This is a genomic window from Klebsiella sp. D-Nf1 (assembly GCF_002810515.1).
Taxonomy (GTDB): domain Bacteria; phylum Pseudomonadota; class Gammaproteobacteria; order Enterobacterales; family Enterobacteriaceae; genus Klebsiella; species Klebsiella variicola.
Window position 1 is genome coordinate 1,561,958 of record NZ_PIOK01000001.1, and the last position, 14,128, is coordinate 1,576,085.

At 60.6% G+C, this 14,128-nt stretch carries 12 protein-coding genes and 1 pseudogene; 6 read left to right on the forward strand and 7 right to left on the reverse strand.

Going from position 1 to position 14,128, the window contains the following annotated elements; genetic code table 11:
* Window positions 1-9: 9 nt before the first annotated feature.
* The 3 genes from sufB to CWM54_RS07720 all read right to left on the reverse strand — a co-directional run bounded on the left by sufB (window position 10) and on the right by CWM54_RS07720 (window position 2,550).
* Complete coding sequence (sufB, locus tag CWM54_RS07710; protein ID WP_008804465.1) at window positions 10-1,497, reverse strand: Fe-S cluster assembly protein SufB; 1,488 nt, start codon at window positions 1,495-1,497, stop codon at window positions 10-12.
* A 2-nt stretch (window positions 1,498-1,499) separates the two neighbouring features.
* Complete coding sequence (gene sufA, locus CWM54_RS07715) at window positions 1,500-1,877, reverse strand: Fe-S cluster assembly scaffold SufA (RefSeq protein WP_061154246.1); 378 nt, start codon at window positions 1,875-1,877, stop codon at window positions 1,500-1,502.
* 475 nt (window positions 1,878-2,352) lie between these two features.
* Complete coding sequence (locus CWM54_RS07720; RefSeq protein ID WP_004203090.1) at window positions 2,353-2,550, reverse strand: hypothetical protein; 198 nt, start codon at window positions 2,548-2,550, stop codon at window positions 2,353-2,355.
* Between CWM54_RS07720 and CWM54_RS29235 the strand changes: the two are divergent.
* Both CWM54_RS29235 and lldD read left to right on the forward strand, forming a co-directional pair.
* Window positions 2,549-2,638 (forward strand): annotated as a pseudogene (locus tag CWM54_RS29235) (hypothetical protein); the annotation flags it as partial. The gene CWM54_RS07720 and the pseudogene CWM54_RS29235 overlap by 2 nt on opposite strands.
* Window positions 2,639-2,928: 290 nt before the next feature.
* On the forward strand, window positions 2,929-4,113 hold the full coding sequence (lldD, locus tag CWM54_RS07725) for an FMN-dependent L-lactate dehydrogenase LldD (protein WP_100696663.1): 1,185 nt from the start codon (window positions 2,929-2,931) through the stop codon (window positions 4,111-4,113).
* 55 nt (window positions 4,114-4,168) lie between these two features.
* Here the strand turns inward: lldD and CWM54_RS07730 are convergent, their stop codons facing one another.
* The 4 genes from CWM54_RS07730 to CWM54_RS07745 form a co-directional block, all read right to left on the reverse strand.
* Window positions 4,169-7,270, reverse strand: a complete 3,102-nt coding sequence (locus CWM54_RS07730; RefSeq protein WP_100696665.1) for an efflux RND transporter permease subunit — start codon at window positions 7,268-7,270, stop codon at window positions 4,169-4,171.
* Window positions 7,267-8,376 carry an efflux RND transporter periplasmic adaptor subunit gene (locus CWM54_RS07735; RefSeq protein ID WP_100696667.1) on the reverse strand — a complete coding sequence of 370 codons (1,110 nt, stop codon included), beginning with the start codon at window positions 8,374-8,376 and terminating at the stop codon, window positions 7,267-7,269. Before CWM54_RS07735 ends, CWM54_RS07730 begins: the two co-directional genes overlap by 4 nt.
* A 74-nt stretch (window positions 8,377-8,450) precedes the next feature.
* On the reverse strand, window positions 8,451-9,065 hold the full coding sequence (locus tag CWM54_RS07740; RefSeq protein WP_004143215.1) for a TetR/AcrR family transcriptional regulator: 615 nt from the start codon (window positions 9,063-9,065) through the stop codon (window positions 8,451-8,453).
* A gap of 94 nt (window positions 9,066-9,159) precedes the next feature.
* On the reverse strand, window positions 9,160-10,155 hold the full coding sequence (locus CWM54_RS07745) for an NAD-dependent epimerase/dehydratase family protein (protein WP_100696669.1): 996 nt from the start codon (window positions 10,153-10,155) through the stop codon (window positions 9,160-9,162).
* Window positions 10,156-10,251: 96 nt separating this feature from the next.
* On the opposite strand from CWM54_RS07745, the gene CWM54_RS07750 reads away from it, so the two are divergent.
* The 4 genes from CWM54_RS07750 (at window position 10,252) to CWM54_RS07765 (ending at window position 14,118) form a co-directional block, all read left to right on the forward strand.
* The gene (locus tag CWM54_RS07750; RefSeq protein ID WP_100696671.1) at window positions 10,252-11,163 is read left to right on the forward strand and encodes a LysR family transcriptional regulator; all 912 of its coding nucleotides are present in this window, start codon (window positions 10,252-10,254) and stop codon (window positions 11,161-11,163) included.
* A 158-nt stretch (window positions 11,164-11,321) separates the two neighbouring features.
* The gene (locus CWM54_RS07755) at window positions 11,322-12,320 is read left to right on the forward strand and encodes an ABC transporter substrate-binding protein (protein ID WP_012967850.1); all 999 of its coding nucleotides are present in this window, start codon (window positions 11,322-11,324) and stop codon (window positions 12,318-12,320) included.
* Entirely contained in the window at window positions 12,320-13,357 is a 1,038-nt protein-coding gene (locus CWM54_RS07760) for a FecCD family ABC transporter permease (protein ID WP_100696673.1), read from the forward strand. The genes CWM54_RS07755 and CWM54_RS07760 overlap by 1 nt, the downstream gene beginning before the upstream one ends.
* Window positions 13,357-14,118, forward strand: a complete 762-nt coding sequence (locus CWM54_RS07765) for an ABC transporter ATP-binding protein (protein WP_100696675.1) — start codon at window positions 13,357-13,359, stop codon at window positions 14,116-14,118. The genes CWM54_RS07760 and CWM54_RS07765 overlap by 1 nt, the downstream gene beginning before the upstream one ends.
* The last annotated feature ends 10 nt before the right edge of the window (window positions 14,119-14,128 follow it).

Below are 14,128 nucleotides of genomic sequence, written 5' to 3' on the forward strand. Positions count from 1 at the left end.
CCTTAATTATCAGCCGACGCTATGTTCAAGGCTAATGGCCAGCAATTTTTGCGCTTCGACGGCGAACTCCAGCGGCAGTTCGGAGAAGACGTCTTTACAGAAACCGTTGACGATCATCGAGATGGCATCGTCTTCGCTGATCCCACGCTGCAAACAGTAGAACAGCTGATCTTCGCCAATCCGCGAAGTGGTCGCTTCATGTTCCAGCTGGGCGCTGTTGTTGCGGCATTCCACATACGGGAAGGTATGCGCCCCGCAGTCCGGGCCGATCAGCATCGAATCGCACTGGGTGAAGTTCCGGGCGTTAGTGGCGGTCGGCATGATTTTGACCAGCCCGCGATAGCTGTTCTGGCTGTGCCCGGCGGAGATCCCTTTCGAGATGATGGTCGAGCGGGTATTTTTGCCGATATGGATCATTTTGGTCCCGGTGTCCGCCTGCTGGTGACCGCTGGTCAGCGCTACCGAGAAAAATTCGCCGATCGAGTTATCGCCGCGCAGAATGCAGCTGGGGTATTTCCAGGTGATGGCCGAGCCGGTTTCCGACTGGGTCCATGACATCTTGCTGTTCTCCCCTTCGCACAGCGCACGCTTGGTGACGAAGTTGAGAATGCCGCCGGTGTTGTTATCGCCGGGGAACCAGTTCTGCACCGTGGAGTATTTCACTTCCGCATCTTTATGGATGATGACTTCAACGACCGCCGCATGCAGCTGATAGCTGTCGCGCACCGGCGCCGAGCAGCCCTCAATATAGCTGACGTAGCTGCCTTCATCGGCCACCAGAATGGTGCGTTCAAACTGCCCGGTTTTTTCGGCGTTGATACGGAAATAGGTCGACAGCTCCATCGGGCAGCGGACGCCCTTCGGCACATAGATAAAGGTGCCATCCGAAGCCACTGCGGCGTTCAGCGCGGCGAAGAAGTTGTCATTGCCTGGCACCACGGTACCCAGATATTTTTTCACCAGTTCCGGGTGGTCGTGGATCGCCTCGCCGAAAGAACAGAAGATGATCCCCTGCTCCGCCAGCTTTTCGCGGTAGGTGGTCGCCACCGACACCGAGTCGAATATGGCGTCCACCGCCACCTCGCGCCCTTCACGTACCGGCACGCCCAGCTGGTTAAAGGCTTCTTCCACCTCGCTGGTCAGGAAGGTGTTGGCCCCGGTCTGCTGCACCGCGCCCGGCTCTGAAGCGCAGGTCTCATCGCAGTTGCCGCAGGAGGGCGCAGAATAGTAGCTGTAATCCTGATAATTCAGCTTATCGTAATGCGCCTTCAGCCAGTGCGGCTCCTCCATCTCCAGCCATGCCCGGAAAGCATTAAGCCGAAACTCCAGCATCCACTGCGGCTCATTGCGACGGGCGGAAATGGCCCGGACCACCTCTTCATTAATCCCTTTGGCCAGCTCATCGGTCTGCAGCCGGGTGAAAAAGCCCTCTTTATAGTTGAGCGGGCCGCCGGTCCAGGTTTTGACATCGTCAGTTGCTTCAGTATTACGCGACATAGTTACTCCGCCTGCACCCCAAAACTTTCACCACAGCCGCACTCGTGCTGCGCTTTCGGGTTATGAAATTTAAAGATTTCATTTAAACCTTCACGGACGTAATCGAGCTCCGTGCCGTCAATGAACGGCATCGCCTGCAGCGGCGCCCACAGTTTCGCCCCGTCATGTTCAAAGAGCAGATCGTCGGTGGCCGGCTCGGCAATCATTTCGAGCACATAGCCAAAACCGGCGCAGCCGCTGGTTTTGATCCCCAGCCGCAGCCCTTTTTTGTCCGGCTGCTTGCGCATCAGATCGCGAATATGCGCGGCAGCGGCCGGCGTCATGGTCAGTCCCTGCCAGCTAAAATCGGCGGGATTAAAGGTTCCTGCTTGTACTTCCATCGATAGACCTCCAGGTTGGCGCCATCAAGGCATACCGCCATGTTAGTGATAATGATTATCACTTCAACCCATCTGCAGCAGGGGTATTGCCCCATTTAGCGCTTTTTATAAGCATAGACCCTCGCCCGGGGAATATCAGGGTGCGCAAGGTGAAGTTAATCTTTTGATTTTTAATATGTTATTCTGAAATCGTTCTATATCCGCACGCAATGGTAAAGATGTATCGAAAATACCGATTTATGCAATAGCAGATGACCCGATTCCTGTTTATCGCGTGAGCCGGGAGGAATAAGTGACATTGTCACACATCTGGGCAGCAAGGCCGGAGAAGGCGCAGGTTCTGTGGTTCAGGATGAGAAAGCGCCAGCCCGTGACGCTTTCGGAAAGGAACAATCGCCGCTCGCCAGGCCGCGATCAGGGGAATGAAAACCGTGATGACACGGGTAAAGGGATTGCCAGGCAGGGTCGCGGCTGGCTAGGTGCCTTTTCTGACCAGGCGGGCGGCCTGAACAAATACCTCATCTTCCACCCCGTCCCCCTTCTGTCTGCCCAGCCTCACCAGTTCATCCACGATACTCCCCTGATTAATCTGCTTCTGCGTAGCCACTAAGCTAATGACCGCCGCGCCGATGGCCATGCCAATCAATGCCGTTTGTTCATCTTTATCTTTCATGCTATCGCTCCGTCTGTCCTCCAGAGAAAGGCTAGCAAAAGATACCATCAGCTCAATTTCAAATTCATCTTCTTTACACCTCCCGGAAAAGCAGGCGCCGCGCTGACCTCTCCTTCCCCCTGGTGGCGATGGCGCAAAGCGCTGTCGCCTCATACCGGGTCTTTATTTTGCCGAATTCACGTTGCGCGGAAATAAATAAAAATAACGCGCGCGCCGAAGTGTAAAAAAAGGAAATAACAACCTCAGCGATAAATCCAGATTATTCCATCAGGGAATGGCTGGGATGCTAATATTTCATTTCCCCACCGGTTTTTAGAAGCCTATAGTTTTTTTGCCTGCAGAACATCCACTTAGGTTAAAAGACATAAGGACATAATAATGATTGTTTCAGCCCCCAGCGATTATCGCGAAGCCGCTCGTCGCCGTCTGCCCCGCTTCCTTTTTGATTATATTGACGGTGGCGCGGTGGCGGAAAATACCATGAACGCCAACGCCAGCGAGCTTGCCTCGGTAGCCCTTCGCCAGCGCGTGCTGTGCGGGGCGGGCGAACCGACGCTGGCCACGACGATCCTTGATGCCTCATGGGCGATGCCCGTGGCGCTGGGGCCCGTCGGCGCCACCGGGATGTACGCCCGCCGCGGCGAAGTTCAGGCGGCCCGTGCCGCCTCCCACGCCGGGATCCCTTACACCCTGTCCACGGTGTCGGTCTGCTCGATTGAAGAGGTCGCGAGCCAGGCCAGCGGCGCGCTCTGGTCCCAGCTGTACGTGCTGAAAGATCGCGGCTACATGCGTAACGCGCTGGAGCGCGCGTGGGCCGCCGGCATGAAAACCCTGGTATTCACCGTCGATATGCCAATCCCCGGCTCGCGGTATCGGGATAATCGCTCAGGCATGTCCGGGCCGCACGCCTCCCTGCGACAATACCTCCAGGCCTGCACCCATCCGCGCTGGGCGATGGACGTCGGTCTGGCGGGCAGGCCCCTGTCGTTTGGTAATATCGAAGCCTACACCGGACACAAAATGACCATGGACGACTATATGGGGTTCATCAGCAACAATTTCGACCCTTCCATCGCCTGGCACGATCTGGAGTGGATCCGCGATAGCTGGCAAGGGAAATTAATCATCAAAGGGATCCTCGATGCCGACGATGCGCGCAATGCCGTGCGCCTCGGCGCCGATGGCATTGTGGTGTCGAATCATGGCGGCAGACAGCTCGATGGCGCCATCCCCACTGCCCGGGCGCTACCAAGGGTGGTGGATGCGGTCGGCGACGATCTGACGGTGCTTGCTGATTCCGGGGTGCGCTCCGGCGTGGACGTCATTCGCCTGCTCGCCCTCGGCGCGAAGGGCGTGCTGCTCGGTCGGGCCTATATTTATGCCCTGGCCGCGGCGGGCGAAGCGGGCGTGGCGCATCTGCTGCGCTTATTTGCCGAGGATATGAAGGTCACCATGACCCTCACCGGCGCGACCTCGCCATCGGCCATCAGCCTCGATTGCCTTGACCGCCTCGAACAGGATCAACACCGCACCCATGCGGTGCCGGTATCCTTACCCGCCTGACGCTGCCCGGGGCCGGGCCTGACCGCGTTTATCGGCCAGGTCCGGCAAGGGGGAATTACCCCTGCGGGTGCAGCACCGGTTGTTGCACTGCGTCAGCCGGGTGCTGAGGTCGGATGCGGAACCAGATCGCGTACATGGCCGGCAGGAAAATAAGGGTCATGATGGTTCCCCCCAGCGTCCCGCCAATCAGCGTATAGGCGAGCGTTCCCCAGAAGACCGAATGGGTGAGCGGAATAAACGCCAGGATCGCCGCCAGCGCGGTCAGCAGAACCGGGCGGGCTCGCTGCACCGTCGCCTCCACCACCGCATGGAACGGATCGAGCCCTGCCTGTTCGTTATGATGGATTTGGCCAATCAGGATCAGCGTATTCCGCATCAGGATCCCCGACAGGGCGATCAGGCCCACAAGGGCATTGATGCCAAACGGCTGATTGAACAGCAGCAACGTCGGCACCACGCCAATCAGCCCCAGCGGCGCAGTCAGGAAAACCATGACCATTGCCGACAACGAACGCACCTGCAGGATAATGATCAGCAGCGTGAGGGCGATCATGATCGGAAATAACGGCATCATCGCCCGGGTGGCTTTGCCTGACTCCTCGATCGACCCCGCCGTCTCGATGCGATACCCCGGCGGCAGCGAGTCGATAATGGGTTGCAGCGGTTTCATCAGCGCGCTGGAGACATCCGGCGGCTGCAGGTTATCCGCGACATCTCCGCGAATGGTGATGGTCGGCGTGCGATCGCGACGGCGAAGCAGCGGGTCCTCCATTCTGATCGACACGTCGCCAATCTGTGACAAGGGAACCCGCTGCCCACCGCTGCCCACCAGGGTGAAGTCGGCGATTTTCGCCGGATCCAGACGGATATCGCCCGCCGCGCGGCCGATGACCTGCACGGCGCGGATATCTTCCCGAACGGTGGTGATGGGGATCCCTGACAGCAGGAACTGCAGCTGCTGGGCGACGGACTGGGAGCTGAGTCCGCTCGCCTGCAGCCGATCCTGATTGAGGCTGAAATGCATCACCGGCACCCGCGAACCCCAGTCGGTATTGACGGTACGCATCAGCGGACTGGCCTGCAGCACCGATTTAACCCGTTCGGCGATGTCGAGCAAGGTGTGCGGATCGGGTCCCATCACCCGCCAGGCAACCGGATAGGGCGAATAAGGGCCAAAGACCAGCTGAGTGACACGCACCTGCGCTTCCGGCGCCAGGCCATTGGCCACCGCCTCCCGCAGCCGCAGCTTGAGCGCCTCGCGGGCGTCCTGACCGTCGGTCAATACCACCAGCTTGGCAAAGGAGGGGTCGGGCAACTCCGGGGCCATCGCCAGGTAAAAGCGCGGCGCGCCCTGGCCGATATAGCTGGTGACAATCTTCGCCTCCGGCTGCTGCTGCAGCCAGTGCTCAATTTTCGCCGTCGCGGCGCTGGTCTGGATAATCGACGACCCGTAGGGCATCTGCACTTCAACCAGCACTTCCGGGCGATCGGAGGTGGGGAAAAACTGCTTTTTCACCGCGCTCATTCCCAGTATCGCCACGATAAACAGCACCACCACGCTGGCGGCCACGCGCCATTTGCGGGCGATAACCCGGGTCAGCAGCCGACGGAAGCGCTGATAGCGCGGGGTGTCATACAGCGCGGCGTGGCCTGCCGCCGCGGGCTTTCTGTCCGGCAACAGGTGCACCCCCAGCCAGGGGGTAAAAATCACCGCCACAATCCAGGAGGCAATCAGCGCGATACCGACGATCCAGAACACGTTGCTGGCGTACTCCCCGGCGGTGGACTGCGCAAATCCATTGGGCATAAAGCCTACGGCCGTTACCAGGGTACCGGCCAGCATGGGCGCCGCGGTATGGCTCCAGGCATAGGCGGAGGCTTTGAGGCGGTCGTACCCCTCCTCCATTTTGACCACCATCATTTCGATGGCAATGATGGCATCATCCACCAGCAGCCCCAGGGCGAGGATCAGCGAACCGAGAGTGATGCGGTCGAAGTTTTTGCCGGTCGCCTCCATCACCACAAACACCACGGCCAGGGTTAGAGGCACCGCCGCCGCGACCACCACGCCCACGCGCCACCCCATGCTGACAAAGCACACCGCCATCACCACCAGCAGGGCGACAAAGAATTTGATCATGAACTCATCGACCGCGGCGCTGATATTCACCGACTGATCGGTCACTTTGGTCAACGACATGCCGAGCGGCAGGCTCTGATTGATACTGGCCGTTTCGGCGTCCAGCGCTTTCCCCAGCGCCAGACCATTCCAGCCCTCGCGCATCACCACCCCCAACAGCAGCGCCGGTTCGCCCTGATTGCGGATCAGGAAGGTCGCGGGATCTTCATATCCCCGCTCAACCGTGGCGACATCGGCCAGTTTCAGCGTTTTGCCCCCGGCAATAATCGGCGTGTCGCGGATCTGCTGCAGGCGGTCGAACGCCCCGTCGAGGCGGATAAAGATCTGCCCGCCCCGGGTCTCGATAGCCCCGGCGGCGGTCAGCACATTCTGGCTGTTCAGCGCGGCAAAAATCGCCTCTGGCGAAAGGCCCAGGGTGGCGAGACGATCATGAGAAAACGAGAGATAAATGCGCTCCGCCTGTTCGCCGAGGATATTCACTTTTTTCACCCCGGGAACATGCAGCAGCTGCTGGCGCAGGGCTTCGGCGTCACGCACCAGCTGCCGCGGCGGCTCTCCCCGCGCTTTCAGAGCAAAGAGGGCAAAGGTGACATCGGCGAATTCGTCATTCATCATCGGGCCGGAGACGCCGGCAGGCAGGTTTTTCGCCTCATCCCCGAGCTTTTTGCGCGCCTGATAAAACTGCTCCGGCACCTCGGACGGCGGAGTCTGATCCTGCAGCGATAACGTGATCAACTCCATACCAGGGCGGGTATAGGTCTCAGTGCGATCGTACCACTTCAGCTCCTGGAGCCGTTTTTCCAGCGGCTCGGCGACCTGATCCTGCATCTCCTGCGCGGTGGCGCCGGGCCAGACGGTAATGACCGTCATTTGCTTGACCGTGAAGGGCGGATCTTCCGCCCGCCCGAGTCCGAAGAACGCCACCAGCCCGGCGACGGAGATAAGGATAATTAAAAACAGGGTCACCGACCGCTCGCGGACGGCCAGCGCGGAGAGATTAAAACGCCCGGCGCTCATGGCTGGCTCCCGGCGGCATTATGCTCGCGTCGTTCCGCCAGACGCACCGCCTCGCCCTGGTGCAGAAGATGGGCGCCCAGGGCGACGATGGGCTCGCCGGGCTTCAGCGGGCCGGTCACCCGCGCCGTTTCATCATTCAGGCCAAGCACGGTCACCGGTTGCCACGAGACGGTGGCCGGACGGGAGGCAATGCGCCAGACGCCAGGGCCGTTGCCCGGATCGTAGAGCGACGCCAGGGGCACCTCCAGCACCAGGCCTGGCGCCTGGTCGCTGCCGATACGCAGGGTCACGGTAGACCCCAGCGGGGCGTTCGCCAGCGCGCCGTTCAGCACATAGCGCGCTTCATAGGTGCGGGTGGTGGCATCAGCCGCGTCCGAAAGCAGTCGTAGGGTCGCCGTGACCGGCTGAGATTCGCTGCCATAGCGTGTCGCCAGCGCCTCGCTGCCGACCGCCGGGCGCAGCGTCTCCGGAAGCTGCACCAGCGCTTCGCGCTGCCCCGCCCGCGCCAGGCGGATCACTACCTGCCCGGCGCTGACCACCTGCCCCGGTTCGGCAAGCGTTTCCACCACCACGCCGTCAGCGTCCGCCAATAGCCCGGCATAGCCGGTGGCGTTTTGCGCCACATTGGCCTGCGCCTGGGCCGCGCTGAGGTCGGCTCTCGCCGCCTCTGCCGCTGCGTTAACCTGGTCGAATTCCGCGGCCGAGACGGCGCCACTCGCCACCAGGCCGCGATAGCGGGCCAGATCGTTGGTCGCCTTTTTGGCTCGCGCCCGCGCGGCATCCACAGCCCGCTGTTGAGACTGCGCCTGCAAGGTTAAATCAGCCGGATCCAGGCGCAGCAGCAGTTGACCGCGCTTGACGCTCTGCCCGGTCTCCACCAGCCGGGCAAGGATTTTTCCCGACACCCTGAAGCCAAGATCGCTTTGGGTACGAGCGACCACCACGCCGGTAAAGGCCCGCGAGCTGGCCTCCGCGCGCTCGACAGTCGCCACCCTGACCAGCGGCGGCCGGGTGCGGGGATCGTCATGATCGGCAGGTTCGCCGCAGCCCGCGAGGGCCAGCGGCAGGAGGCAAACGGCAAAATGGACGGCGTTGAGCCTGAGCATGGGTAACCTTAATGAAAAGACCGGACAGTGACCGCATTCTCAGACGAGTGACCAATAAAGTCAATAGTCACTAATCAGGGGGAGAGGCTTCTCAGGATCAGGGAGGCAAGCAGCACCGCCGCGGTGGGCGCAGTGTCGAGATTGTATTGCAGTTGCACCGGGTTGATGAAAGGACACATCACCATATAGACCGCCAGGGTCGCCTCATCCAGCGGGGTTTTGCGCTCGAACTCACCCGCCTGGCGGCCTTCGACAAGGATTTGACCAATCAGTTGCTGCAGATGACCGGCATACTGTTCCGTTGAAGGCCATTTATCGCGCGCCGCGACGGCGGCGATGTCGTACAGTTTGCGATCCTCGAAAAACAGTTCACTGCCGGCCTCGGTCAGTGCCCGGAACAGGCGGCGCAGTTTCTCGCTGGCGGACGGCGCATCGGCGATAGCCGCGCTGACGGCTACCATGATCTTCTCCAGCCGGCTGGCGCAAATCGCCTCGCCAATCGCCTGCTTGGAGTCGAAAAACTTGTAGATATAGGCTTTAGAAAAGCCTATCGCTTTGGCGAGATCGGTGACCGTCGTTTTCTCATAGCCATAGCGACTAAAGTGCGCCATGGCCGCGTCAAGAATCTGGTCCCGAACGCTGTGGTCATGGGGACCACGGCTTGCAGGGGTGGGGGTATTTTTCGTCATCCGTTTAGCTTAATGCGATCGTTGTCGTTTGACAACGAGTGACGTTATTATGATTTGGTCACAATAACGCCCGTTCTGTGATCCTCTCGCCGCGTCACGCCTCGCGCACCTCGGTGTTTATCGCGCCGGTGGGCAGACAACCCAGGCCTTGCAGCGTCTGAAGCACCGCGCTGTCGAGTGGGGTATGCGGCTCCGCGCCTAAAAAATCAACCAGTTTATCGTTGCGCAGGCGTACCGGCAGACGCCAGAGATAGTGCATCTCGACCATTTCCCGCAGGGTGGCGTTAAAGGGCGCCGCCAGCTTTACCAGCCACCAGGGAAAAGACTTCACTGCCGCTCGGCCGCCATAGCGGGCGACCACCCGCTGGATCGCCAGACTCATTTCGCTGCCGTCCGGGTCCCAGTGGCCCTGCATATGAAAGCGAGCAAACGGCTCAAGCTCATGCCTGCGGGCCAGCAGCGCGGCGATGGTGTCGGCGACGTCGGGCAGATAAGCCCACTGATGCCCCACGCCGATCGCCCCCGGGCGGCTAATGACGCGGGGAAGCTGACCAGGCTTGACCAGCCCCTGAGAAAACCAGTTATTTCCAGCGCGCGGACCAAAAAAATCGCCCGCCCGAACAATCAACGCCCGGCCACCACGCTGAACGTAATCCTCCAGCGCCTGCTCCATCTCCACCCGAATAGCGCCTTTACGGGTCACCGGTTGCTGAGGGGCCGCTTCATCAATCAGCGGAAACGCATCCGGTCCATAGTTGTAGACCGTGCCGGGCAGAACAACTAACGCTTGCTGCTGTTCGGCAGCCTGCAGGGTGTTGTGCAGCATGGGCAGTACCTGTTGCCGCCAGTGCCGGTAGCCCGGAGGATTGACCGCATGGACGATAACGTCGCAACCGACAGCTGCCGCCGCGACCTGTCCGGCATCCAGCGCGTCGCCGGCTATCCACTGCATGCCATCTGCGGGACCGCGAATCTGAGCGCCGCGCTTCAGCGCCCGAACCTGCCAGTTGTCCGCCACCAGCCGGCGCGCCACTTCCCCGCCAATGCCCCCGCTTGCTCCCAGAATAAGTACCTTGCCGCTGCTGTTCATTGTCTTTCCCCGTTCGCTAATGGATGCTTGACAGCCTACCTGCCGCTCATATCAAATGAAATTGCATACCATCATCGAGCAGCTATACATTTTTGTATGAATACATCTATTCCCTGGGAGTGGTACCGAACCTTTCTCGCCGTGCTGAAGGAAGGCTCCTTATCGGGCGCATCGCGCAGCCTGAACATCACCCAGCCGACGGCGGGGCGCCATATTGCCGGGCTGGAGACCGCGCTCGGCCAGACCTTATTTACCCGCTCGCAGAACGGTCTGCTGGCGACCGACGCGGCGCTGGCGCTGCGGGTGCACGCCGAGGCAATGGACAATACCGCCCGGGCGCTGGAACGCACGGCGGCCAACTTCAGTCGCGACAAAACCGATCTGCGTGGTGTGGTGCGGGTGGCAGCCAGCGAGGTGGTCGGCGCCGAGGTGCTGCCGCCGCTGGTTGCCCGGCTCAGACAAGCGTGCCCGAATATCGTCATCGAACTGATGCTCTCCAATCGGTTTCAGGATCTGCTTCACCGGGAGGCGGATATTGCGGTGCGGATGGTCGCCCCGCAGCAGGAGCAGCTAATCGCCCGCCGTCTCGGCAGGATCGAGCTTGGGTTACATGCCACCGCCGCCTACCTGACACGCCAGGGGCTGCCCGCTACCCTCGACGATCTGGCCGGCCACGCGCTGATTGGTTTCGATAGCGCCACCCCACTCGTTCGCCGGGCCCTGCAGGCTTACCCCCGCTTTCAGCGCGAAGCCTTCGCGATGCGGACCGATAGCGACCTCGCCCAGTTGAGCCTGATCCGCGCCGGGGCGGGGATCGGCATCTGCCAGGTCCCCCTTGCGGATGGCATTATTCCCCTGCAGCGAGTGCTGGCGGCCGACTTTTCCCTGAATCTCGATACCTGGCTGGTGATGCATGAGGACCTGCGCCACAGTCCCGCCTGTAAGCGGGTATTTGATTTTCTCGCCCAGGGGTTGCAGGCATACATTCGCGGCCCACTGGCGAGCTGACCCGCCCCATCGCGCGGGCATTTCATTGCCTGCTGAAATTGTCACTCATTGACACTGTAAATATGGCATTGTATAAAACCCCGCCCCAATAATGAGTTTCATTTGCATTACTCCCATTTGCTGGTCATCCACTCGCCTGTTTACAAGGATAGCGTTTAATGAAGAAGGTCCTCTGCGCGTTAGGCTTGATGTTCACCGCCGTCAGTTCCGCGCTGGCAACAACCTACCCCCTGACGATTGAAAACTGTGGCTATCAGGAGACCTTCACTCGGCCGCCGGAGCGCGTGGTCGCGCTGGGGCAAAATACGGTCGAAATTCTGCTGCTGCTCGGGCTGCAAAAGCAGGTGGTCGCCAGCGCCTTCTGGCCGACCAGCGTTTTACCGCAGCTGGCTGAGCAAAACGCGAAGATAAAAACCCTGACGGTGGAAATTCCGAGCCTGGAATCCGTGCTGGCGCAAAATCCCGATTTCGTTCCCGCCCAGTTGCCGCTGCTGCTGGGGCCGGAAAGCAAAGTCGCTAAGCGTGAAGATCTCGCTACCGTCGGCGTAAACAGCTACGTCTCACCGGGGATGTGCGCTACCAAAAAGGCCACCGGCGATATGTATGGCAGCCGGCAAAAGCTGTGGGATATGACCTGGCTGTATCAGGAAATTAGCGATTTTGCTCGCATTTTCAACGTCGAAGATCGTGGTCAGGCACTGATTGCCGATTTCAAAAAACGTGAAGCCGACCTGCGCCAGGAGTTTGGTAAAAGCAAAAAGGATCTCTCCTTCGTCTTCTGGTTCTCCAGCGCCTCACCTTCGGCCGATGCCTATGTTGGCGGCAAAAACAGCGCCTCCGGATTTATCGCCAGCGTGCTGGGCGGACATAATGCGATTACCTCCGAAACCGAGTGGCCCACGGTGAGCTGGGAGAGCATTATTGCCGCCAACCCGGATGTGATCGTGGTCTCCAGCCTGGATCGTAACCGCTGGGCGCTGGATAAGGCCGAGGAGAAGATCAAATTCCTCAAAAGCGATCCCGCCGTCAGCCAGCTGGAGGCCGTGAAAAAAGGCCATATCGTGGTCATGGACGGTCAGGCGATGAATCCGACCATTCGCACGCTTTATGGCGCGGAACAGGTGGGCGAACAGCTGAGAAAAATGGGGCTGAATTGATGAGCATCGCCGTGCTTCAGACGCGCCGCAGCATGCTGCTCACCGGCTGGTGTTTACTGGCCATGATCGTGCTGGCGCTGGTGATAGCGGTGGGCGTCAGCGTCGGCGAGCTGGCCATCCCGCTGCAGAATGTCTTTTACGCTATCAGCAACAGAACCGGCTTAACCGCTGAGCCTCTCAACCGTATCTATGAGAGCGTGATCTGGGATTTCCGCCTCAGCCGCGCGCTGGTCGCCGCCTGCTGCGGCGCAGGCCTCGCTATCTGCGGCGTCGTGCTGCAAAGCCTGCTGAAAAATGCCCTCGCGGAACCCTACGTCCTCGGCGTCTCCGCCGGGGCCTCCACCGGCGCGGTGTCGATCGTGGTGTTGGGCCTTGGCGCTGGCGCGATTTCCCTCTCGGCAGGCGCCTTTGCCGGGGCCTTCGCTGCCTTCGCCTTTGTCGCCTTGCTGACTAACGGCGCGCGCGGCGGCAATGAGCGTACGATTCTGGCGGGCGTTGCCGCGTCGCAGTTATTTAACGCCATCACGGCTTACACCATCAGCACCTCCGCCAGCGCGCAGCAGGCGCGCGATGTGATGTTCTGGCTGCTGGGCAGCTTCAGCGGCGTCCGCTGGCCCGAATTCCAGCTGGTCATCGTGGTGGTGCTCGCGGGCCTGGCGGTCTGCCTGTGGTATGCCCGGGCGCTGGATGCATTCACCTTCGGCGATGATGCCGCCGCCTCGCTGGGGATTGCCGTGCCAAAGGTACGCCTGATCCTCTTCACCACCGCGGCGCTGATCACCGCCACCATCGTCAGTATGGCCGGCTCGATCGGCTTTGTCGGCCTGGTGGTGCCGCACGTGATGCGTTTCTTCTTTGGCCCGCTACACCGGACGTTGCTGATCGCCAGCGCGCTGGCAGGGGCGATATTGATGGTGCTGGCGGACATTGCGTCGCGCCTGCTGATTGCCCCGCAGAGTCTGCCCGTTGGGGTGGTAACCGCCCTGGTTGGGGTGCCTTTCTTTGCCGTGATTATCTACCGCTCAAGGAATAAGTGATGAGTATTTGCGCTGAAAATATCACCTGGAAGGCAGGCAAAAAGGTCATCGTCAATAATGTCTCGCTGCGGGTGTCGCGCGGCGAAACGGTCGGACTGCTGGGGCCCAACGGCTGCGGCAAATCCTCGCTGCTGCGCGTTCTGGCGGGCCTGCGCCGCCCGGATGTGGGTCGCGTCACCCTCGACGGCCAGGACATTACCCGGATGGCGAAAAAGCAGCTCGCCCGCCGCGTGGCTTTCGTCGAGCAACACGGCATGACCGAGGCCAATATGCGGGTGCGCGACGTCGTACGCCTGGGGCGCATTCCCCACCACTCTCCGTTCTCAAACTGGAGCGCTCAGGATGACGAGGCGATCACCGCCGCGCTGCAGCGGGTAGCGATGCTGGAGAAAAGCGAACAGGGATGGTTAAGCCTCTCCGGCGGCGAGCGGCAGCGGGTGCATATCGCCCGCGCGCTGGCGCAGAGCCCGAGCGAAATTCTGCTGGATGAGCCCACCAACCATCTGGATATACACCATCAGATGCAGTTAATGCAGTTGATCAGCGAGCTGCCGGTGACCAGCATTGTGGCCATTCACGATCTTAACCATGCCGCGATGTTCTGCGATTCGCTGATCGTGATGCAGCAGGGGCAGATCCTCGCCAGCGGGACGTCGGAGGAGATTTTGTCCGAAGCGCTGCTGTGGGACGTTTTCCGGGTGAAAACCAAAATCGAGATCTCCCCTTACCACGGTAAAAAACACATTCATTTCATCGTTTAGGTTGGGCGGA